The 22,952-nt window shown below is 55.7% G+C and carries 19 protein-coding genes; 11 read left to right on the plus strand and 8 right to left on the minus strand.

The features are described 5' to 3' along the window. The 4 genes from K7H22_RS13655 to K7H22_RS13670 all read left to right on the plus strand — a co-directional run. Window positions 1-691: recombinase family protein (locus tag K7H22_RS13655; RefSeq protein ID WP_269063126.1), on the plus strand; the 691-nt coding region annotated here is incomplete at its 5' end. A gap of 169 nt (window positions 692-860) precedes the next feature. Next, window positions 861-1,040, plus strand: coding sequence for a hypothetical protein (locus K7H22_RS13660; protein ID WP_230801425.1), 180 nt, complete (start codon window positions 861-863; stop codon window positions 1,038-1,040). Between the two features lie 7 nt (window positions 1,041-1,047). Continuing rightward, on the plus strand, window positions 1,048-1,722 hold the full coding sequence (locus K7H22_RS13665; RefSeq protein ID WP_230801643.1) for a Fic family protein: 675 nt from the start codon (window positions 1,048-1,050) through the stop codon (window positions 1,720-1,722). A 328-nt stretch (window positions 1,723-2,050) separates the two neighbouring features. Then, on the plus strand, window positions 2,051-2,383 hold the full coding sequence (locus K7H22_RS13670) for a hypothetical protein (RefSeq protein ID WP_230801426.1): 333 nt from the start codon (window positions 2,051-2,053) through the stop codon (window positions 2,381-2,383). A gap of 164 nt (window positions 2,384-2,547) precedes the next feature. On the opposite strand, the gene K7H22_RS13675 is transcribed toward K7H22_RS13670, so the two are convergent. Then, window positions 2,548-3,501, minus strand: a complete 954-nt coding sequence (locus tag K7H22_RS13675) for a hypothetical protein (RefSeq protein WP_230801427.1) — start codon at window positions 3,499-3,501, stop codon at window positions 2,548-2,550. 748 nt (window positions 3,502-4,249) lie between these two features. Between K7H22_RS13675 and K7H22_RS13680 the strand changes: the two genes are divergently transcribed. Next, on the plus strand, window positions 4,250-4,726 hold the full coding sequence (locus tag K7H22_RS13680) for a Hint domain-containing protein (protein WP_230801428.1): 477 nt from the start codon (window positions 4,250-4,252) through the stop codon (window positions 4,724-4,726). Window positions 4,727-4,794: 68 nt separating this feature from the next. Here K7H22_RS13680 and K7H22_RS13685 read toward each other — a convergent pair whose 3' ends face one another. Continuing rightward, window positions 4,795-8,175, minus strand: coding sequence for a Hint domain-containing protein (locus tag K7H22_RS13685; protein ID WP_230801429.1), 3,381 nt, complete (start codon window positions 8,173-8,175; stop codon window positions 4,795-4,797). An 837-nt stretch (window positions 8,176-9,012) separates the two neighbouring features. Here K7H22_RS13685 and K7H22_RS13690 point away from each other — a divergent pair. The 3 genes from K7H22_RS13690 to K7H22_RS13700 all read left to right on the plus strand — a co-directional run bounded on the left by K7H22_RS13690 (window position 9,013) and on the right by K7H22_RS13700 (window position 13,925). Next, on the plus strand, window positions 9,013-10,131 hold the full coding sequence (locus K7H22_RS13690; protein ID WP_230801430.1) for a TRAP transporter substrate-binding protein: 1,119 nt from the start codon (window positions 9,013-9,015) through the stop codon (window positions 10,129-10,131). A gap of 144 nt (window positions 10,132-10,275) precedes the next feature. Then, window positions 10,276-11,259: a TRAP transporter small permease subunit gene (locus tag K7H22_RS13695; RefSeq protein WP_230801431.1), complete on the plus strand. Its 984-nt coding sequence runs from the start codon at window positions 10,276-10,278 to the stop codon at window positions 11,257-11,259. An 8-nt stretch (window positions 11,260-11,267) separates the two neighbouring features. Next, the gene (locus K7H22_RS13700; protein ID WP_230801432.1) at window positions 11,268-13,925 is read left to right on the plus strand and encodes a TRAP transporter large permease; all 2,658 of its coding nucleotides are present in this window, start codon (window positions 11,268-11,270) and stop codon (window positions 13,923-13,925) included. Window positions 13,926-14,001: 76 nt separating this feature from the next. Here K7H22_RS13700 and K7H22_RS13705 read toward each other — a convergent pair whose 3' ends face one another. The 4 genes from K7H22_RS13705 to K7H22_RS13720 form a co-directional block, all read right to left on the minus strand. Beyond that, window positions 14,002-15,960 carry an acetoacetate--CoA ligase gene (locus K7H22_RS13705; RefSeq protein ID WP_230801433.1) on the minus strand — a complete coding sequence of 653 codons (1,959 nt, stop codon included), beginning with the start codon at window positions 15,958-15,960 and terminating at the stop codon, window positions 14,002-14,004. A 63-nt stretch (window positions 15,961-16,023) separates the two neighbouring features. After that, window positions 16,024-16,986, minus strand: a complete 963-nt coding sequence (locus K7H22_RS13710; protein ID WP_230801434.1) for a Gfo/Idh/MocA family protein — start codon at window positions 16,984-16,986, stop codon at window positions 16,024-16,026. A 114-nt stretch (window positions 16,987-17,100) separates the two neighbouring features. After that, window positions 17,101-17,970, minus strand: coding sequence for a hypothetical protein (locus K7H22_RS13715; RefSeq protein ID WP_230801435.1), 870 nt, complete (start codon window positions 17,968-17,970; stop codon window positions 17,101-17,103). A 185-nt stretch (window positions 17,971-18,155) separates the two neighbouring features. After that, window positions 18,156-18,884 (minus strand): glycosyltransferase family 25 protein, encoded by a 729-nt coding sequence (locus K7H22_RS13720; protein ID WP_230801436.1) that lies wholly within the window; start codon window positions 18,882-18,884, stop codon window positions 18,156-18,158. Window positions 18,885-19,112: 228 nt separating this feature from the next. On the opposite strand from K7H22_RS13720, the gene K7H22_RS13725 reads away from it, so the two are divergent. Genes K7H22_RS13725 through K7H22_RS13735 form a run of 3 tightly spaced genes read left to right on the plus strand, consistent with a single transcriptional unit; the run spans window position 19,113 to window position 21,325 of the window. Beyond that, complete coding sequence (locus K7H22_RS13725; protein ID WP_230801437.1) at window positions 19,113-19,853, plus strand: hypothetical protein; 741 nt, start codon at window positions 19,113-19,115, stop codon at window positions 19,851-19,853. 6 nt (window positions 19,854-19,859) lie between these two features. Next, entirely contained in the window at window positions 19,860-20,600 is a 741-nt protein-coding gene (locus K7H22_RS13730) for a 3-deoxy-D-manno-octulosonic acid kinase (RefSeq protein WP_230801438.1), read from the plus strand. Beyond that, window positions 20,597-21,325 carry a YrbL family protein gene (locus K7H22_RS13735; RefSeq protein WP_230801439.1) on the plus strand — a complete coding sequence of 243 codons (729 nt, stop codon included), beginning with the start codon at window positions 20,597-20,599 and terminating at the stop codon, window positions 21,323-21,325. The genes K7H22_RS13730 and K7H22_RS13735 overlap by 4 nt, the downstream gene beginning before the upstream one ends. Here the strand turns inward: K7H22_RS13735 and K7H22_RS13740 are convergent. Together K7H22_RS13740 and K7H22_RS13745 are read right to left on the minus strand one after the other, a co-directional pair. Beyond that, window positions 21,306-21,932 (minus strand): tyrosine-protein phosphatase, encoded by a 627-nt coding sequence (locus K7H22_RS13740; protein ID WP_230801440.1) that lies wholly within the window; start codon window positions 21,930-21,932, stop codon window positions 21,306-21,308. The genes K7H22_RS13735 and K7H22_RS13740 overlap by 20 nt on opposite strands. A 54-nt stretch (window positions 21,933-21,986) precedes the next feature. Then, window positions 21,987-22,886 carry a lysophospholipid acyltransferase family protein gene (locus K7H22_RS13745; RefSeq protein WP_230801441.1) on the minus strand — a complete coding sequence of 300 codons (900 nt, stop codon included), beginning with the start codon at window positions 22,884-22,886 and terminating at the stop codon, window positions 21,987-21,989. Between the last annotated feature and the right edge of the window lie 66 nt (window positions 22,887-22,952).

A 22,952-nucleotide genomic window follows, 5' to 3' on the forward strand; every position in this document is an offset into this window, starting at 1 on the left:
TCTATCTCAAACTGGATTAGTGGTAGGGGGCAACGTCAGGCAGTACGTGACCTACAAGCGTGTCAGCACAGCAGAGCAAGGACGCAGTGGTCTTGGGCTTGAAGCTCAAGACCGTGACATCCAGCTCTTCCTTGAGACCTACTCCGAACAACCCTTCGAGGTAATCGGATCATTCGTGGATGTCGAAAGCGGCGGCAACGACAACCGCCCTGAACTGGCCAAGGCCATTGCACTGGCCAAGCGTACAGGCGCAGAACTGCTGGTGGCCAAACTCGACCGCCTCAGCCGTGACGTGGCCTTCGTCGCCACCATGTTGAAGGACAAACGCTTGAGCTTCCGCGTGGCCTCCATGCCCCATGCCGACAAGTTCCAGCTACACATCTACGCAGCATTGGCCGAACAGGAACGCGACTTCATCTCCCGCAGAACCAAGGCCGCACTGGCCGCAGCCAAGGCCAAGGGCAAGACCCTCGGTGGCCTGCGCGACCAGACCATGAAGCGCAACGAGGTGGTCATGGAGCAAGCCCAGCGCCGCGCTGACGACCTTCGCGGGGTACTCCTGCCCATGCGACAGGCCGGGAAATCCCTGCGCGAGATCGCCGCAGAGCTGTCGCGTCTGGGGGTCAAGACCGCAAGGGGCGGCGAGTGGACAGCCGCACAGGTGTCGCGGCACTTGTGTCGTCTGAATTAGGTTCATCGGACCTATAGCGAACTATGGCGCATCAAGATGATGTGTGTTGCGCCCATGACTCATACTACTGCATACCGCTGCTCAGGAATCGGTACCAAGCATTTTTCTCTGTTGCGAGTCAGTCTTGTGCCGTACGGTTTGAGAAACACAAAAAATGGGAGAGCTACAGGTGACCAAACAGGAACATGACGCACTGCGAAGCCTAATCGAAGCCGCGAAGAAGGTGTCCATGACCGAAGCTCAAGTACTGGAACAGCGCCGAAGCTTTGCTTACGGTAATTCAGCCTTTGAGAACCCTATGATCACAAAGGAAATGATCAAAGAACAGGGCGAAAAACTCGGACTGTGAGTTGAATATGAATGACGATGAACACGTCCGGCACAGTCAAGCGGAAGAAGCACAGATAGAAGTCAATGAAGTAGAGAAGGCACGGCTTGAAGCCGCAAATTCTCTACGCCAAGCTGAACGCGTTCGAGACTTGGTATTGCAAGCACTGGACGGACGTCCGTTCAAGTTGAGAGTATCGACCATCTTGGACTTGAATCGGTGTGCCATAGAAGGTCTGAACGGATATGCGGGCAATTTCAGACCGGCGGGGGTGGCAATTGGGAAAAGCGCACATGAACCGCCGGGGGGACATTTGGTTCCAGAACTCGTGGAAGAGATGTGCGATTATGTGAACGACAACTGGATGGACAAGAGCGCTGTGCATCTTGCATCGTTCGTCATGTGGCGTCTCAACTGGATTCATCCTTTTGTCGATGGGAATGGCCGAACATCCAGAGCGGTATCTTACCTTGTGCTGTGTGCGAGGGAAGGAATGCTTCTTCCGGGGACGGAGACCATTCCAGAACAGATCGTTGCCAACCGTACGCCATATTACGGCGCTCTCGAAGCAGCAGACACCAAATACAAGGCTGCAAATTCCTTCACTCCGGACATGGTGGAAGAGATGGAAGCTCTGATGGGCGGTATGCTGGCCCAGCAGCTCAAGAGCGCGTTTGATCGCGCTACAGGGACAACCAACTGAAAGCTTCCTCACCAGTGGACTGCTTGAGCCAAGTGCCATCGCTGTAATCCAGTTGAAGGCAGCTCTTGGCGGATCGTTGGAATTGCTGTGTGGTAGCAAAGGTGAACGGAAATGCGTGGAGTTCTTTTCTCGTTGGCCTTCCCCTTTCAGGCATGTCAGATCGCGGTCAGGAAGCAGTCGTGACACGAAACTTTGACATCGGAGCGTCAAACTCTTCCTTGACGTGTTTTCGCCGAAATTCAGTCCCGCTATGGGCGTATTCACCCTTCACATAATCTCTGTCGGCCAACTGCCGAGATGAGAAATGAACGAAGGACAGAGTAGCCCCATGAAGAAGTTTTTCCTGCCTGCAGTGTGCTTGGCACTTGTTGCGGCCTGCGCGAAGCAACCCGATCAGATCGCAGCAATTGATGTGGGTGGTGACGCGTATACACGGTACTCTTGTTCCCAACTCGTGGCCGAGAAGACCACCATAAGCCAAGAGCTTGAGAACCTGAGCGCGAAGCAGAAAACAGCCGCCAGTGGCGATGCGTGGGGCGTGTTCCTCCTTGGCCTTCCCCTGTCCAGCATGTCCGGTGGCGATCAGGAGGCAATGATTGCTGTGGCGAAGGGCAAGGTTCAAGCCATCGACCGCCAGCTTGTGGCGAAGAACTGCAGATAACGAACACTGCGCGGCTTGCAATAAGGCAGGTCGCGCCACTACTCAAAATAGCGACATGTTCCGTGTTACGAATACTGGGGGCATGAAATATTGTAAGTTATATCATTTTCTTAACGAAACAAGACGAAGCAGCAATGCGGTTTGTCTCGCCATTTAATTTTTAGCTATTTTAAAGCTCTTACTGTATCTCCGATTGTCATTATTGCGGCTCGAACTGCTATCATGTAATCATTGATCTCATGAGCATCCAATTTAAGTCTTTCGCCTAGAGGACTGGTGCAGTCCGTTTTCTTTATGTACTCGGCATCGACAACTCCCCTATTATGCACGAATAGATGACGCTTTTGATTTAAGGTCCGCAGTTCAGTGCCAAGAGCATTTTGCAAATCGGCAGAATTAAATAAAGCCTTCATCGCATTCTTTATGTTGGAAAGACTGTCAAGGCGGCGATTCTTAAAAAGTATAGTTCCCATTGATCTAGATAGGTCAAAGCTGTGATCGCCTATTGTTTGGATATCTATTATCTGCTTTCCAAAATAGTCTTTGAAATCACTTGATGCCATTAATAAAGAAACATCGTTTGGATGCTCGTCAAGCCATGATATAATAAAGGATCTTGAAAAGCTCTCGAATATTGACCAAGTTGAAATTAGTGTTTGAACAAGTAATTCTTGAGAGCCATTTTCTACATTTGGCGACTTTAAGCTATCATGCATCTCATAGACAATATGATCACGAACGTAATTTTTCCCTTCTTCGGTACCGAAGAATTCGTTAGCTTTCTGCGTTGCCTTTTCTAAAGCTTTTTTTGACATTTCGGTGGTATATGGAGCTCCTTGTTTTTCAGGTATCAATGCTAGGATGCGTTCAGAAGCATGAATTGAATCGAACCGTCTTTTAATAATGGCTGTATGCATTAAGGTGAATGGTAAACTTACTGCGCTAATAGTGCTGTGAAAGTTTTCGATGGCGGAAGCAACGCATTTTGCATAAGGGCTATCGCCTTCTGCATATGCTATCAAGGGTTCTACAAATTCCATATCAGGATACATGAAAAACGAGCGCCGAATTTTTACCACGATATCACGAGGAATGTGCGAACCTTCATCTTTTGTCATGTAATAACTTTCCATTATGGCCAGATGGCAAGGGCCTGCCTCAATCCAGCCAGACTCTATCTTGCCACGTCCCCTCCAGATGCATGGTCGGCAGTCCCGAACACCTACAGTGGTCTAGTAAGAAATTCGGCACCAGTCCAGCAGACTGATCAGCTCCTCATTTGTTTACAAATTGTAAAGAATATCGATCTGTTGCTTGAAGACATAGCCAAACTGGTGCATATATCAGGTGCAGATCAAAAGGCGACAGGTCTGACAAGCGCTTGAAATTCAATGCTTTATGGCGCTCGAAGGGGATTTCAATCCTCTCTCACAGCACCATATTTTCCGCCAAAATCAAATTATGCCTTACAAGTGGCTCCCGTCGCGTGATGCTGCTGGCTCACGAGGCGATTTTGGTAGGAAGGCATAGCCTGCGACCCAGAGGTAGAGCATTTTTGCAAGATCGCCGAGGTGCCGCGCGGAACAGGGCGGGCTGCCAATTGTTGGTCTGGCACGGAATGAAACTTCGCATGACATTGAAGCTGCCGATGCAATACCCTCCAATCTGATTGCGCGCTCTCTGCATCCGGTCGATGCACAGGAAACTGCTTCTTGACGCAGGGTCACTGTTTTTTACAACACAGTTTGGAAACGATCGCTCTCGGCTTGGATGATTGGATTGGACATCCTTTATCGTTTCGTTAACCGTTTACATGTCGCCGCGGTCGACAAGAACCGCGCCGATTGAGGTGTGCTGGAGTGTGTAATGTCCAATTTTATGGCCCGATCATGGGGAAAAGATAGCCTGTCTGAGACTGGCACAACCGGTTTTTGCGGCAATACCCTGTTGAACACTCTGGATTTCGATTGTTTCGCAAAAGACGTGGAAACAGGTGCTATGCTGTTGTCGCGTCGTGGCGCTGTATCGGTGGTCGCAGTCTCGAAAACAACTGTAGGCCCTGCATCAATGGTGCGTATCAAGGCGGATGCCTTCGCGCCGGGCCTGCCTATCTCGGATGTGGTCATCGGATCCGATACCCGTATCCGCGTGGCAGGATCGAGCGCAAAAGCCCTGAACCTTCCGGACGCCTCTGTCGTGCTGGCGTTGATGGCTGTGAATGGCGAGACCGTCCTTCATGAGGAAGTCGACGCGCAGACGCTCGTGCGCATCACCCTCGACGAACCGGGAATGATCTACGCGGCGGGACTGGCTGTGCAGTGCCAGACCGCGCATCAGATATGATCGCTGGTTTGCCCCGCCCCGATTGAAAAGTCGTCTTGCCGGCGACCCGCTCTGGCTCCATACCCTTGTCAGGTGGACACTTCGTCACCGCCGAAGCTTTGCATCAACCTTGCCTCATGTGCTTTGAGGGACCGTCGCGCGCTATCGCCGTAGGATTTGTAGAAATCCAGTTCGGCCAGTTGCGGAAACAACGCAAAAATCTCTTGCCGTGTCTCTTCGCCAAGGGCACCGAGGCTCTTGTCGCCGGGATGGAAACTTTCTGCAGGGCAACCTTCGGCAAAGATGATCTCGTGCCCGTCAAACAGGATGTGATAATACTCCACCTGATCGCATTCCTGCTGGAAAATGGAGGTATCGTTCACAAGATGCTTTGCAGCGGCCAGAACTTCGTTCTCGCCGAAAAGCATTTGCGCTTTCCAGCCGCTCAGGAACATGCGGTGCTGCGGAGACACACGCAGGTCGCGGACATTGGTCAGGGCACCGGATTTGATCGTGATCGGTGCAAGGCCCCCCTTCCCCACAACCTTGGTCGAGCCGATCCAGCGGATGGGCCTGAAACCGTGATCCATGGTCAGCACAAGGTCACCTGGTTTCAGATCCTCGATCGGCAATTGACCATGGCCGGTCACGATCAGGGTTCCTGCCACAAAGCAAACGGCAGTATTTTCCGCGTTCAGGCTATCGCCGTCGACCGCCGTCCCCCCGTTCTGAATTTGCAGACCAGCGGCTTGATCCAGCACGCCATCGACCTGATCGGCCCGCAGCCATTCCAGCGGATTGTCATATTGTTGCGCGGGATTGGCCGCGTTCCACGCTGCCAAAGCCCTATCGTTGTAAAATGTCGACAAATCCACGAAGTCGTTGTTCGCCGAGTTATCGTCACCAAGCCCGGTCACGGTATCAAAGTCAGTGATCAGATCCGCGCCACCGGCAACAAAAACATCTGCATCCGCACCACCCGTCAGGGTGTCATTGCCCGCACCGCCATCCAGCGTGTCGGCACCGGCACCACCCAGCACCGAGTCGTTGCCCGCGCCTGCGTTGATCTTGGTCCCGTCAGTTGTGGCGCTTGCATCCACGGTATCGTTGCCGCCGCCCAGATCGAAGGTCTCTATCTCGGAGAAGGTCGTGCTGTGCGTGATTGACTCGGTCGTCGTGACTGAACCAGCGCTGACAACCGGTGCCGCGATGTCGATGCCCAGTCGCGCATCGTTCGAATAGGGGTTGAGCGATGAGGTCGATACAGAATCGCTGAAGGAGAAGCCCGTCCACGGAGAGCCGTTGGGTGCGTTAATCAGGGTCAGAACTGCGCCCGGCTCGGGTGGCGCGCCCCATGTTCTTGCGCTCGGGTTCCAGCCGGCTGTGACGACCGAGCCGTCCCAGTCAGCGGCCCCTCCGCCGATATCAATCTTACCGATGAAATACTGGATGCCATTCTCATCCTGCACGACAAAGCCGTAGTCCAGCTCGACATTTCGACCGGCGGGGAATGTCTCGCCGTTGATGGTGACCGGCGCGACGAGATCGGCCACACCGCTATCCTGGATGCGTGGGCCGTCCACCACAACGGTTGCGCCGCTATAGCTGTTGAGGCTTATGGTGTCGCCGGGCGTGGCCGCACCAGTATTGTTGCTGTCGCGCACCATATTGTCGGGATCGTTCCACGCAGAACGGTCCAGAATGAAAAACTCGAATTGGCCGCCGGGAACGGTGGTCGAACCATCCGAAACGGCGGGGCCGGTCACATCCTGCGTAGTGTTCTGGCTCAGCGTGCCGCTTTCATTGCCGGTGAATTGCAGATCAAGACCGCCTGTGATCGCGCTTGCGTCAAGCGTGTCACCATCACCTTCGCCGGTTTCACCCCCTGTCACACTGTCATCACCGGTCGAGAAGGTGAAACGGTCGTCGCCGTGGTCTCCCAGCAATGTGTCGTCACCGGCACCGCCGTCAATCACGTCGTCGCCGACACCGCCATTGACCAAATCATTCCCCTCCCCCGCATTGATGGTGTCAGCGCCACCATTCCCGACAATAGTATCGTTCAAGCCATCCGCACCGTCGATCATGTCGCCTTCGGCATCGGTATAGCCGGGGCTCATCACGTCTGTCGTGTCTACACCATCAACAACGACAGGCGAGGTTGCAGGCTGGTAGGGCGTGCCCAGGATTGTTTCGATGTTGGTGAAGGTCAGTGTCTGGCCGGTCGGGTTGCCCGCACCATCCAGAAACTGGACGATTCCGTTGCTTCCATTTCCCTCCGAGTCGTCGAGCACATTGATCAGACGGAAATTGCCAACGCCCGTCAGGTCCAGCGTGTCATCGTCCACACCGGTATCGCCACCCGATATCACATCCCCCCCACCTGCGGCGGCAGAGCCGATGGTGAACAGATCGGCATCCGCACCACCGGACAGCGTATCGCCGCCGGTGCCACTGGTCAGCGTATCATCGCCAGCCTCACCCCGCAGCACGACGCCGACCGTCGATCCCGAAGCCTCGAGCGTATCATTGAAAGCCGTCCCCGAGACGATCTCGAAGCCGTCGAACGTGCCAGTGCTCGCACCCGAGAAAAGGCTGAAGCTGCCTGAACCGTCAGGATTGAAACTGACATCCACGCCGCTTGCGCTTTGGACGTTCTGGAAGTCAATCTGATCGGTGCCTGTGCCGCCAAAGAACGTGTTATTGTCGGCATTGTCCCACACATTTATGAGATCGTCACCGTCCTCCATGTAATACACGTCATTGCCGACGCTGACATTCGCCACATCGTTTCCGGCCCCGGCATAGACAAGATCATTGCCTATCCAGTCGTCGATTGTATCGTTGCCGTCTCCGCCGAAAACAGTATCGTTTCCTTCGCCCGGCTTGATAACGTCGTCACCAGCCCCTGCCGCAATGGAATCGTCATTGATGGTGATCCGGTCACCCTGCGGATCGACATAGCCGACCGCCATGTTGTCATTGCCAGAGGTTCCATGAACCGTGCCGTCAGGGAAGATGACCTGCCCGCTGGCATTGATCTGTGCATCCGCGTTGAACCTGATTGTCGTTGCGACAACCTCGGTGATCGCGGTCAGCACGTCAGGGCTGTCGTCAGGATAAATCAGGTATTGCGAACCGTCGGAACTGACCAGAATGACCGGATAGCTGACAAAGAGACCGGCAACCAGCCCGGTCATCTCGCCGATACCAAGAACTGTCGCGTTGTTGAGGTCCGGTATTGAATCCAGCAGACCAAGGGGCGCGTCGGAGTTGTTATGATCTATGGTCTCGCCACGGCTGATCGTGCCACTGTTGTTCTGGTCGTCCGCTGTCAATGTGCCCGACTGGATGCTCAAGCTGCCCAGATTAAGCGGATAGGTGATGATCTGTTCTGTGCTCGACAAAAAATCCAAAGCAATAAGTGACGACAGGTTCTGGATCGCGACGCCGGAAATGTTGAAGGGCATGGGTCAGTTGCCCCCGCTCGCAGCGCGCCGTACGAAAGTCCCGCGCAGATCACCGGAGAAACGGATGTCGTCGCGTCCGACGCCGCCGAAAGCCGGTGTAGTGACCGCAAGCCAAGCAGTCTTGGCAAAGCAGAACCTGCTCTGGAAAACCTGTGTTACTCGTTCAAAAGACCGCAAGATACCGCCCTGACCTGCTGTCACTCGCAAAAAGCCGTCGCAAAAAGCCCCGGCCAATTTGTAACGTCTGTTTCCGAGTTGATTTTAGTCCTATGGGCGAAAAACTTGGATGCAGCCTGGTCAACGATGCTCAGGCTCGCACGGGACAGATGCTCAGCTTTCGCTTGCACAGCGGTGCCTCCCACCCGGGGAAGACCAGTTCGTGCTAGATAGGACGGGAAATAAGGCTGACGGGCTGCAACCACTCACCTCGGCTCTACAAGAGCGGAATTGCCCGTAGCTGTTAACAATATCCTCGATACCACAATACTCAAAGAAACTTCGAAACAGACCGGCCCCATACCAACAAGGCGGCGGGTGCTGTCTCTGGATAGGTTGGTTTTGTGGACAAAATGAGGTTGAAGAATGGTGAACGTCAGTCCGCTTGATACGGACCAGCAGCGCAGCGATCCCCCTTGCCGCGGCAATATTCTGCGACGCTCGGGTCTGTTTGCCGACCTGCACGGCAAGCGCAAGTCTGGTCCTGTGTGTTGCCAACAGAAGCGGCATTCCGGAACGGAGAAAAATAAGGTCACATCACAACACATTATCCAAGGCATCAAAAAAACTGTTGCGCGAAAACCGACATCACTGTCTTCTGCAAGCAACCCGCAGGGAAAAATGGCGGGGGTTACCATCATGGAGGAGAAAGAAGTGGAACGTCGCAAGTTTCTGAAAGGTGCCGCACTGGCTGGTACGGGGGCTGTTCTTGCAGCACCCGCCGTCGCGCAAGGCACCAAGACCATCACCATCGTTTCGACCTGGCCGCGGGACTTTCCCGGTCTGGGTATCTCGGCGCAGCGTCTTGCCGAGCGGATCACGGCACTGTCCGACGGTGCGCTGACCACAGAATATTTCGCCGCGGGTGAACGCGTTGGCGCATTCGATGCTTTTGACGAAGTGGCGTCCGGCAACTCGCAAGCCTATATCGGCGCGGATTATTACTGGGGCGGCAAGCATCCGGCCTATAACTATTTCACTTCCGTGCCCTTTGGTATGAGCACGCAGGAATGGACCGCATGGATTCGTTTCGGCGGCGGTCAGGAACTGTGGGACGAACTGGCGGGTTCCTTCGGCCTCAAGGCGATCGCCTGCGGATCGACAGGCACGCAGGCTGGCGGCTGGTTCAACAAGGAAATCGAATCGCGTGACGACCTTAAGGGTCTGAAAATGCGTATTCCCGGCCTTGGTGGCACCGTGATGTCCAAACTGGGCGCCTCGACCGTGTCGCTACCCGGCGGCCAGATCTACGAGAACCTTGTCTCGGGTGCGATCGAGGCAACCGAATGGGTCGGTCCGTTCAACGACTACTTCATGAAGTTCTACGAGGCCGCCAAAATCTACTACACCGGCGGTATGCACGAGCCGGGCGGTGGTCTGGCTTTCGGGATGAACGCATCGTGGTACGGAACCCTGACAGATTGGGAAAAAGCCGTGATCGAGGCCGCTTGCGCCGAAGAGCATGACATGTCGCATTCCGAGGCTATGGCCAAGAACGGCGAATATCTTTCCAAACTGGTCAATGATCACGGGGTCGAGGTCAAAGCCTTCAACGATGACGTCTGGGACGCCTTTGGCGAAGCCTCGGCAGAAGTCTTCGAGGAGGTGCGCGACCACTCGGATCTGGCGGCACGCGTCGATACCAACTTCCAGCAAAAACTGCGCGAGATCGGTGGCACGATCGCCCAGTTTGAGGGCAACTTCCTGAACCAGCGCAACCGTATTCTCGGCCTTGGCTGAGTAGTGACGCTTTGACAAGAAACCAAGCGGGGCCCTGCAAGGAGCCCCGTTTGGCGTGTGGCTGACCCCGTTTTGCGAAAGCAGGGGCAAGCGGTCGGAAAACGCGCATTTGTAGCAGAGGTGGGGGAATACATGGCACAGTCAATGACAACTGATCAGGTTGCAGGCCATGGCAGTCAGGCATCGGGTATACGACTTCTGGGCTGGGGCATTCTGGCGATCCTGGCGGCCTTTCTGGTCAATAACGTCATGAACGTGGGTTATGGCACACCGGCCCTTATGCCTGCGCTGACAGGCGGCGCAGAGGGCGCTTTCGTGCCAATTGCGATCTATGCTGCCAGCCTGCTTTTATGCGTGGTCTATGTGTTTTCCAGCAAGTCCACCGTGTTGCGGACGGATGCGGCGCGGCTGCACCGTTTCAACCTCTATTTCATACGCGGCTGTTTCTGGGCAGTCCTGTTTGTGGGCGTCGTCGATGCGGCAATCGCGCAGTTGCGGGTTGAGAATATGCTGACGTTGCTTTTCTCGGAAGAAACCAGCCGCGCACTTGGCCGGTCCGCCTATGTCGGCCCCTATGTCCATATGCCACTGGTCGCACTGGGTTTTGTTGTGGCGCTGTTCACTCGCACGCTAGGCTTTACGTGGCTAACGCTGCTGATTGTGTTGGCCGAGCTGATCATCGTTTTCCTGCGCTTTGTGTTTTCTTACGAGCAGGCGCTGATGGGCGATCTGGTCCGTTACTGGTATGCAGCGCTGTTCCTATTTGCCTCCGCCTACACCCTGTTCGACGAGGGACATGTCCGCGTTGATGTGTTCTATGCCGGTTTCAGCACGCGCAAACGGGGTTTTATCAACGCTTGGGGGTCGCTTTTGCTGGGCATCTCGACCTGTGCCGTGATCCTTGCCATCGGACTGAACGGCAAGACCGCTATCATCAATGCGCCGGTGGCAAATTTCGAAATCACCCAGACAGGTGCCGTTGGCATGTTCATCAAATATCAGATGGCCGCTTTCCTTGCCGTTTTCGCGATCTCCATGATCATCCAGTTCGTGAGCTACCTGTTTGAAGCAGTGGCGGATTACCGGGACGAACCCGGTCGTCGCGAGCATAAACCCATTGCGCACTGAGGTCTGACATGGAGCTTCTATTTCTCGCTATTCTGCTGCTGATCATGGCTTGGGCCCTTGGCTCCGGCTATCCGGTGGCCTTCGCCCTGCCTGGTGCGGCGATCATCTCAATCGGTCTGGCTGCAGGCGCAGGCTATCTGTTCGGCGGTGGCACCGATGCCTATTTCCACTCAGGCGGACCACAGCAATGGCTGTCGGCAGGCGTGACAAACCTGAGAGGTGTCTACTGGGAGGTAGACAGGGATACCCTGATTGCCATTCCGCTATTCATCTTCATGGGCATCATGCTGCAACGCTCGAAGATTGCCGAGGATCTGCTGGTCACGATGGCGCAGCTTTTCGGACCGGTCCCCGGTGGTTTGGGCATTTCCGTGGTTTTTGTGGGCGCATTGCTGGCGGCAACGACAGGCATCGTCGGGGCCACGGTGGTTGCGATGGGTCTGATCTCGTTGCCTGCCATGCTGCGGAACAACTATTCGCCCTCACTTGCTTCGGGCACAATCGCAGCTTCGGGCACATTGGGGCAGATCATCCCGCCATCTATCGTTCTGATCATTCTGGCGGACCAGCTTGCCTCGGCCACAGATCAAGCATCAACAGCGCGTAAAGCCCTGCACAAAGAAGCCACAGGCGAACTGTCCATGCCTTCGGTCTTCGACGTGTCTTCGACCAGTGCGGGCGAGATGTTCCTTGGCGCTCTGGTGCCCGGCATCCTGCTGGTGCTGATTTATATGCTCTATATTCTGGCTTACGCGATCATCAACCCCAAGAAGGCCCCTTCCGTCCCGCGCGACGAGGAGTTCAGCCTTGCCTTCTGGGGCAATGTCGCGCTGACGCTGATCCCACCATTGACCCTGATCTTTCTGGTTCTGGGGTCGATCATCGCGGGCGTCGCAACGGTCAACCAGGCGGGTGCCATCGGGGCCGCAGGGGCGGTGATCATGGCCGGATACCGTTTGAACCGCGAGGGGCGCAATACCTATCTGCCCGCGATCATCGGACTGCTCGGCTTGGCCGTGATCGCCTTTGCGCTGGCGAATTACCCGATGAACCTCAAGGCGGCGAGCACGCCAGAGGACATGACCGGCATCTATATTGGTGCGTTCGGTACATTGCTCATGACCGTATCGCTGATCTGGTCCGGCATGCGTGTCATGCGGATCGAGGAAACCTTGACCGGCGTGATGCTGGAGACAGCAAAGACAACATCGCTGGTCTTTGTGATCCTTCTGGGGGCCGCCATGCTGACTGCGGCCTTCCGAGCCTTCGGAGGGGAAGAACTGGTACGCGATTTCCTGACAGGGTTGCCGGGCGGGTTCTGGATTCAGTTCCTGATCGTGATGCTGGTCATCTTCCTGCTGGGTTTCTTTCTTGATTTCATCGAGATTGCTGTAGTCGTCGTGCCGATTGTCGCGCCGATCCTGCTGGCCGATCCGACCGCCAACATCACCGCCGTGTGGTTGGGAGTGATGATCGGGTTGAACATCCAGACCTCGTTCCTGACACCACCCTTCGGCTTTGCGTTGTTCTATTTGCGTGGCGTGGCGCCCGCTGCGGTCAAGACCATGCAGATCTACAAAGGGGTGGTGGCTTTCATCACGCTTCAATTGATCGCATTGCTGATCGTGGGGCTCTATCCGCCGCTTGTGAACTATCTTCCGAACAGGTCCAGCTATCTGTCCGAAACCTCGCCACCACCGCGCAACCCGCGCCTGCAATATTGCATGGATGACTATGTCATTTCGGGGCTGCAATCGGATGGCGGCCGCACGCAGCGGGCTATCGCGGCGCTTCAGGCGCTGGATGTCTCTGCCTTGCCGGATGATCTTGCGGATGATTTGCGAGAGGCCGCCGAAGATGCGGCAACATTCCCGCAGGCAGTCAATCTGATCCCTGAAAAGGCGGCAGTGGTAGGGGCCGCAGCGGGCGAGTATCGTCCGGTTCTCGAAGTGGTACGGAGCATCGAAAAGCGCATCCGGAACCATCAAGAAGATCTGGCCGATATCAACACAGAAATGGGTCGGGTCCGCGAGGCTGCATCGGAAAGCCGGACGATTGTTCTGGAAGCGCGCAAGGTTGAACTTGAAGCTGCAATCGCAGCGCTTGAGGCCCAGATCCCCGAAACATGGGATCCTATACACGACACCTTCAAGGCATTGACCGATGACGAGGAAAATGCACGTCTTGCATCACGGCGCATTGGCGACAACAGCTATGAAACCGTTGCCGAAATCGCTGCGCTGTTGCGGGGGAACGATGCGTTCAACGCGCTGGAGGAACCTTTGCGCGCGTTGCGGGCTGCGGTCGAGACAGGTGAGCCGGAAGCAACCGCTGCCGCGCTGGACATGGTTGCGGACCAGTTCCGCGATATCGAGGGTGCAGGCGACATCCGTTCGGATCTGGGCGCTGCACGACGTGTTCTGGAACGCACGCCCGACGACCGTGCCGAAGCTCTGGAAGAGTTCGATAGCGCATTGGCCGAGTATGAAGCGCAGGCGTCATGGCGCGATGCGGCAGGTGCCGCGATCCTGCCGGGGCTTGAGTCCTTCCTTGTCGACACGCAGGCAACGCTTGGTGTGCGCTTTGGACAGCGTCTGACACGCGAGCAAGGGCTTTACCTTGCAGGATGCACTGCAAACCATCGCAGTCTGGCGTTGAGCTTCTAAAGCGGACCTGAAAGATGAAACAACCCGCGCCGGAACAATCCGGCGCGGGTTGTTCTTTATCGGCAGTCAGTTGCTTTCAGTTGGCCGCACGCGCTGCAGCATAGCCAAGAAACACTTCGAAACTGTCGGGGTTCGCCATGGAATCGCGATTCACAACCTTTTCTGGATCGCCCCCCAAGAGGAGTTTCTTGACCGGAACCTCCAACTTCTTGCCGGATAACGTGCGCGGCACTTCGGCTATCTGGATGATCTCGTCCGGCAGAAAACGCGCGGAGACGGCGTGGCGGATCGCATCGCGGATACGGTCGCGCAAGGCATCGTCCAGTGTCAGCCCCTCTTTGAGCACGACGAAAAGCGGCATGAAACTGTCGCGACCCAGAAACTCCAGATCAATGACCAGGCTGTCCATTACTGCGTCCAGCCCCTCGACCGCGCGATAAATCTCGGAACTGCCCAACCGCAGCCCGCGCCGGTTGATCGTGGCATCCGAGCGACCATAGATCACCGACCCGCCATCAGCCGTGAATTCAATCCAGTCACCATGCCGCCAGATGTCGGGATAGGTGTCGAAATAGCTGTCATGCAGGCGCGATCCGTCGTCGTCACCCCAGAAATACAGTGGCATCGAGGGCAGCGGCGCAGTGCAGACCAGTTCCCCCACCTCGCCGATCACCTCGCGGCCGTCGGGATCGAAAGCACGCACCGCATTACCCAAGGCGCGGCACTGCATCTCACCAGCGCGCACGGGCATCATCGGATTGCCGCAGACAAAAGCCCCTGCCAGATCGGTGCCGCCGGAAATCGGCGCAAGCCACAAATCGGGCTTCACCTCGGCGTAGATCCAGTCATAGCCTTCCTGACTAAGCGGCGATCCGGTCGCCCCGACCGCGCGCAGGGCAGACAGGTCCAACGCCTTTCGCGGACTCGTCCCCGCCTTCTGGCAGCCCATGAAAAATGCGGCACCCGCCCCGAAATAAGTCAGCCTTTCCCGCGCCACCATACGCCACGCTTCCAGCATGTCGGGATGGTTGGGGGCCGCATCGAACAGGGCGACCGTCGCCCCCTGCCCCAAGGCGGTCCATTGCGAATTCCACATGATCCAGCCTGAGGATGTCATCCAGCAATAGCGATCTTTCGCGCTCAGATCCTGATGAAGCGACTGCTTCGCTGCCTCCAGCATCACCCCGCCATGCCCATGCACGATAGGTTTGGGATTGCCGGTCGTGCCGGATGAATAGACGATCCACAATGGATGCGAGAAGAGCACCTGTGTGATCTCGGGTTTTTGGGGCTGCGCTTGCATCACGCTCCAGCCCGACCACCCTTGGGGGATGTCGAACAAGGCAGGCACCATCACGCGATGCGTCAGACTGGGCAAGCCCTGCGCGATGCCTTCAAGCACGCCGCGCCTGTCCACCTGTTTGCCCGCATGGATATATCCGTCCTGCGCGATCAGCACCTTGGGTTCGATCTGGCGGAAACGGTCCAAAATGGCGACATGCCCCATATCAGGTGCACAAAGCGACCAGACAGCCCCGATCGACACTGTCGCAAGGAAGGCGACCAGGGCCTCGGTCGCGTTGGGCAGGACCGCAACAACCCTGTCCCCCTGCCCGACGCCCATTTCCTGCAAAGCGGTCTGTGCGGCACCGACGCGCGATTGCAGATCAGCCCATGTCAACACTTGCCGCCCGAATGTCTCGGACTGCAGGATGATCGCCTCTTCTGATGCGCGGGTGTCGGCGTGGCGCAGGATCTGGGCCGCAAAATTTGTATGCGCGCCAGGAAACCAGTCGGCACCCGGCATCTTGCGTTCGGGCAATACCTCGGTCCAGCCGGATACGGGCAGATCGAAAAACGCGATGATCGCGGTCCAAAAACCGTCCAGATCCGCAACCGACCATTCCCACAGCGCATGATAATCCGCAAATTCCAGACCGTGTTCGGCCTTCAGCCAGCGGATGAAATGCGCAAGCGTCGTGGCTTCGGCCCGCGCGGGTTCTGGTTGCCACAAGATAGGCCGCGTTTCGGTCATGTTCATCCTCCCTAAAATCCGACCGCAAGCTTCCATGCCGTCCCGATCAAGGCAAGGGGGTTGTCAGGATTTACCCTGCAACATGGCCTCGATCAGTATCTGCACACGCAGCGCCTCATCCAGCGTTGCCAGCCGATGAGGCTGACCTGCGACCATTTTCGCCAGATCATCAAGTTGCGCACGCAGGCTGCTGCTGCGCGGATCATCCCCTGTTGCAGGCGCAGCCTCGAAGTCCGCACCATCCGAAGTTGCAACGGCATAGAAATCCGAAACACGTGCGCTGCGCGCCGTGCCTTTGATGGTCAGTTCCTGTCGGTCAGGCTGTGCACCCCCCACGCTGGCCAGGATCGAGACCGGCACACCTGCAGCGTTCTCGAGCCGTGCCAGCATATGTGTCTCGCAGAGCGCTGGGTCATCGGGATAGGACGATCGCGCCCAGACCAGTGACAACGGGCCAAGAATGCGCTCCGAGAAGAACAGGAAATGCGAGATCACCTCGCGGGTCATCCCACCCTCGTCACGGAACCGCAGCCAATCGGCGGCCTGCTGCCACGCACGGGGCCAGTTACTATAGGTGACGACGATATCAATACCCGCGAGGTCGCCCAGACGTCCCGCCTTGGCATCACCGGAAACAGTCGTCAGCGCCGCCCCTGCCGCCTGCGTGAAGTTCACCGCTGCTGGAACAGCAGTGTCCGTGATCTGCTGCACAAGATCACGACTTGCCGCAACATCGACACCCAGCGGCTTTTCCAGAAACACGGCCTTGCCCGCCTTTGCGGCCATCAAGGCCAACGCATGCCGTGGCACAGGGGGGCATGCCAGATAGACAATATCAGCCCCGTCAATCGCATCCTCGGCACTGGCCGCCAATTGCAACCCAGACGCCATGTCCATGGCCAGCGCCGCGTTATCGGCGCTCGGATCCCAAAGATGAACCGGATCAAACTGAGGATGAAGCAACATCTGCCCCAACATCCGCCGCCCCATGATCCCAAGCCCGATGATGGCGGTTCTGGTTGTCATTCTGCTTACCAACTCGACTGTTTTTTGCTTCTTGCTAATAACGCCTGAAAAATCAAAGACCGTATACAGGCGATACTTGATACAGGCGTTACTTGTAATGTCTTACCGGTGGGTTCAGGTGTTCTGCTTCAAATCGTAGCTTCCACTCACACGCGATACTGGCGCGTCCCAGACATGCAACTCTCGATTGGCCAGCAATATCGCTTCGCAGTCGAGATCAATCCGCCCTTTTCCTTCATGCGTGGAGGTCACGAGAGAACCTTCTGCACGCCCCAGATCGACCCCGTTTACCAGGACCTCTTTCGATCGTTCGTGTCTTTGGCGGCCCGAGAAAACAACAGGCACGCGTTTCTTCGCAAGCATGGCCGAAATCCAGATATCGTCAACCATCACAAATTCTTCCGGAATTTGGGAAACTTGGTCATCAAAAAATTCGGGCCGCACGAGAACGCCGCCGAAACCTTCGACAATCTCTCCTTGAGAGGGGTCATTGCGGCGTGGTTTCCAGAGACCAAAAGAGAAAGTTCTCCTCAATCTGTAGCTCAGACTGTTTGAATACGCTCTCGTTAAAAACCTGTTTTTGATCTGGATAATTTCTTCGGCCACACAGGCATTGGGCTGAGCATCATAAGCTTTCAATAGCCTCTCGATCCAATTGGAGTGGTATAACCGATCATCATCACAATAGATTATACAAACGTCTTGTCCCTTATAGCGTTGTAAAGTCGGTATAATCTTTGTCGCGGGACCATAATCATCGCAACGGTATACATCTATACCTGCTGGAATAGCTGACAAATCAACTTTCCCCAAGCTTCTCTTCCGATACTCGAAAGGTATATTGATTTCGATTGAATCCGGCACGATAGATTGGCGCTTGATGCTATCAAGCGTAGCGTTCAGATACTCAATTCTTCCGGGTGTAGTGGTCAATGAAACCACAACCCTTCTGCCCGCAACAGAACCGAGCTTACTTTTGCTCAACACTCCCAATCTCCATTTCCATCCGGACCACCGGGTCTCACCTTGCCCGATTCTCACACCTTTAACGTAACGTCTGCAAAACCAGGTCGTTCCCTAAAGTGTTTACCAAAGTAGAGCAACATGGCGACGACACTGCTAGCAGATGCAAATCAGTATCTTTTGGCAAACTTCCTCGTGGCGAGACCTCAGGGCAACTTCGCAAAGAACTTATCTGAAAGGCTGTTGATTTTGCTACGATATATTGGCCTGTTGATTTCTCTTTTCAGCTTTGCCAGCCCAAAAACCTTATGATCTATCATGCTTCCGCCCAAGTGGTTGGACACTTCCTTTACGCCTGAAGGCCAAACCGAAAGCACCCTTGCTCCATGCTCCCAAGGCATCTGGAGCAAGCAGTCAACCGGCCTGTCAAAATCCGTGGTACACTGCAACAGCCGTTTGGCCGCTTCTTTCGTCACGATCTGCGCAATCATTCCCAACTCAATCCGAGCAGGCAACGTCAACTGAATGTCCTCGTCTTGGGCGAGCGTGTTCCCCTTCACCTGTCTTTGCTTTTGAGGAAACCTCACAAAATCTCCCTGTCGCACTAACCCCATTGCAAGTTTGACAGCCCTCGGAAAGATCTCTGGATCAAATTCAACATCATCTTCGAGGACAAAGGCTGCATCCAGATCCTGATCAACGATCCTCTGCCAACATTTTCGGTGACTGCGAAAGCAAGCCACCTCTGTAGGGCTCAATGCGTGAGGATAGCGCGGACGAAACAGTTCTGTTTGATAAGAACCATAAGCCGCGTTCTGATTTTCACCGGATTTTGCATCAATGGCAGATACAATTTCCGAAGGAAAAGGTAGTGCGCCCCGCATTTTAGAAACATGCGCCTGCCGTGCCACCGCGCGATCCAGATGGATGATCATGCAGTTGATCCTCATGCCGTCACTTCTGTCTTTCATTGCTCAGAGCTAATCACGGTTCACGAGAATTTCAGGCTCGGATTGTTCACCTTCTGTCTCGATACAATGGCTGCGTCACTCCTGCAAGCACGGCGCTTGCGCGACAGACTTGCACCGCGGGCGCAGACCTGACAGTTGCAGCGCCAGGCTTGGACCGGTATGGTGCCGCAAGCATCCGGTTAAGGCTTTGGAATGGACCCCGTTAATATACTTTGCGTGAAGTGGGGGACGAAATACGGCCCTGACTACGTCAACAAACTTCATTCGATGGTGGGGCGCAACATGTCGCGTCCCTACCGGTTTGTCTGTCTTACAGATGACGCAACCGGCATTGATCCTCGTATTGAGACGCGCCCTCTTCCACCGATCGGCATTCCGGAATTTGATACAGCCACCGGATGGACACGACTGCATGGCTGGCTGAAGGTGACGGTGTTTGCATCGCCCCTTTATGATCTGACGGGACCGACCCTGTTTCTGGATGTGGATATCGTTATTACAGGACCTCTGGATGATTTCTTCGACCCGCCGGGCGAGTTCATCGTTATAAAGGAATGGGACAAGCAGGACGAGACTGGCAACACCTCGGTCTTCCGCTTTACCGCGGGCGCTCATGGGGATCTTGTCGCCTATTTGGGGCAGTCTTTGACTTCAGCGCAGGGCGATTACCGGAACGAGCAGGAATTCGTGACCAGCTATTTCTCGCGTCAGGGCAAGATGACCTATTGGCCTGCCGGATGGTGTGTAAGCTTCAAACGGCACTGCATGCATCGCGGGGTGATGGGTTATTTCAAACCCGCCCGCATTCCTGATGGCGCGAAGGTTGTCGTGTTCCACGGCAAGCCCAATCCGCCTGACGCCATCATCGGCCGCAGCGGCAAATGGTATCGCCGTGTGCTGCCTGTCGCTTGGGTTGATGCGTTGTGGCGCTGATCCGGTATGGCTGAGACCGCAGTTTTCTTGGAAGGTAAACACGTCATCTGGTATGATCCAGATCTGCTCGCCGATGTAGATATCCGCTTTTTCGATCCGCTATGGCTACGTGAAACCGGCCATTTGACGGGCGGCTCCACCGGCCGCAATACGGCATGGTTTCTGCGCTATGCAGGCCTCGACATGGTGCTGCGGCACTACTGGCGTGGCGGTATGGTGGGACGCTTTGTCAAAGACCTTTACCTGCGCGAACCGGTTGGAAATAGCCGCGCGATGCAGGAGTTCAGCTTACTTGGATGGATGCGGCAACAGGGGCTTCCCGTGCCTCGCCCCGTGGCTGCGCGATTTACCCGAACTGGCTTGTGGTACCGAGCAGATCTACTGATGGAATTAATCCCCGCAGCCCGTCCCTTGGCAGAATTCATTGCCGAGGCAAGACTTTCCGAAGCGGATTGGAAGCGGATCGGTTCTGTCATCGCGCAAATGCATCACTTAGGCGTTTTGCATTCCGACCTGAACTGCCGGAACATCCTGCTGGATGCTGACGGCAAAGTCTGGCTGATCGACTTTGATAAATGCGAGCGCCGACTGCCCGGAAAATGGCAAAAGCAGAACCTAGACCGACTGGAAAGATCGCTGGGAAAGGAAAAGGCAAAGAACCCGTCCCTCAACTGGACCGATCTTGACTGGGGGGCGTTGCTTGAGGGCTATAGGTCAGGCAGCGCGAACCAACGGAATTCGGAATGACGGACCATTCTTTCAGCATGCGTTTTCCGGCTGGGACCCTTGCACTGGCGCATCTTGCACCTGTCGCAAACGGGCAGGACAGGTATGTCTATTTCCACCCCGACTATCCGGACTTTCTGTTCAAGGCTCCCAAGCCCCTTGAAGCGGCCCTTGGTTTGGAGACTGGCACGCCGATGTCGTTAGGCATGGCGGATCTGAAGAATTTTCGTCGATTGATGTTGAAACTAGCTCCCCGCAGCCTGTGGCACCCATTTTTTAAGGAAAGTGATTGCTACCTTCGGGCGCGGCTCAGCGGCATTGCGTCAGACGACCTGCCAATTCCCAATCTTTACGGCTTTTGCGACTCGGATATCGGTCCAGTTCTCGCCGTGGAACGGGTTGCCATGCCGGACGAAATGCTTGGCAGAACCCTCAAGAGTATCGCTACAAAAGGTGAACTTGGGCCTGATAAAATCGACATGCTGAACCAGTTCACGGAGCGCATGTTTCGTCACGCAATTATTGCAGGTGACATGACTGCTGCAAACATTGTGTTGGGCCAACGAGGGATGAACATCCAATTCGTTCTGATTGACGGATTTGGCGACATACATGCAATTCCGCTAAGGTCACTGTCAGCAAGAATTAACCGGATTGCCATGATCCGCAGTTTCCGGAAAATGGGCGGGCGCATTGGCTTGAACTTTGATGAAATCCGTCTGCGGTTCAGCGACAGGACAGTTTGAACCGCTCTACAGCCGATTTTTGGCTGAACTCGCGTGTAATGAAGGCGGGATCGTATCGGGTTTGAACCCATTCGACAAAAGTAGAACCGGTTTCTTTCTGGTCTTTGTCATAGTGGTGCAAAAGTTGATCCAGAAGTCCGGTCGACGTCCAACTCCAATGTCCGAACTGAGCCGACAGCATGGATCTGGCATCCTCTATTGATGCATTCTCAAGAGCAAGCAGATAGATGGCGCTGGCAAGGCCTGTACGGTCAGCGCCAGCACGACAATGCATCAATATCGGTTTTTCGATCTGCCGGAAGACGTCGATCAGAGCCATGATGCGACTGGCATCGGGCAAACGATGCGCGCTCATGTGAAAGACATGCAGATCAAGCCCCAGCGCTTTACACGCGGCGGCCTCGGCGCGAAAAGGTGCGCTGCGCGTGTTGCCACGCAAATAGAGTACGGATCGCACGCCTTTTTCTTTCACTGCTGCCAGTCTTTTCTGGCCGGGCTGGTTTGAGCGATACACTCCTGGTGCGACTTCCGCGCTATTGGTCCAGAACAGTCGAACAACCCCTTGATCAATCCAGAAATTGTGCAGGCGGTCGCGCCAGTCAATCATGCGTGGGACCTTTCGTTTGTGACCGGTCCGCGCGCTCGAATGGCTTTGACCATCTCAGGAACCGCCCTTCCATCGGCGGTGGATCCAGAACCACTGGTCAATATTGTCTTCGATCCGCGCCTGGAGACTGTCGTTGAGTTTCTGCGTCATCTCGACGGCGGTCGTATGCGGGACCGGCTCCTCGAAAACGGCATCGAAGCACAATCCGTCTGCCCGCCGAATGCCGTAGCACGGCACCAGAAGCGCGTTGTATTTCAATGCCATTTCCGCGGCGGACAGGGCTGTCAGCGCGGTTTGCCCCATAAAAGCAAGCGGCTCTCCTTTGCTCATATGCTGGTCGATCAGCATAGCCACGGTGCCACCTTGCCGCAGAAATCGCACCATCTCGCCCAGACCACGGCGGCCGCGTTCGAACAGGGGCGTGCCGATCGTGCTGATATTGCGCAGATAATAGCGGTTGAAATAGGGATTATTCAGCGCGCGGTAGATACCACCCACGCGAAAGCCGCGTGCGATTGTGCCTGCGCGGATCACGTCGTAATTCCCGAAATGTCCCGACACAAGGATCACGGGGCGGTTGTTCTGTCGCGCCTCGAGCATCGCATCCCATCCGGGGCCGCTTACCGGTGCGGCAAGGGCCTTTTTTTGTAATCCCTTTGGCGAAAGAAGTTCGATCACCATGCGTCCGATATTGCGAAGTGTGGCCGCACCGATCCGCGTGCAGTCTTTTTCGGCCATATCCGGATAGATCAGAGTCAGGTTCTCCTGCACCCGTGAACGGTATCCCGCTCGCGGCGCAATGACGCGCGCAAAGACCCAGCTGCCAAGCTGGACACGCAAGCGGTAGGGCATCAGGTTCAGCAGGCCGAGCAGGATCAGAAAGGCGCCGTAGGGTACAAGCTCGGACATCCGGGCAGCATGGCCACGGAACCGTTCTTGATTGACGTTCAGCATTGTCTCTCCTGCCCCTTGGTCCGGTCGCATCCTTGCCGGTGCCCGCAAACCGCTTTGCATTCACTT

It is taken from the genome of Seohaeicola saemankumensis, from assembly GCF_021021435.1.
GTDB lineage: Bacteria > Pseudomonadota > Alphaproteobacteria > Rhodobacterales > Rhodobacteraceae > Seohaeicola.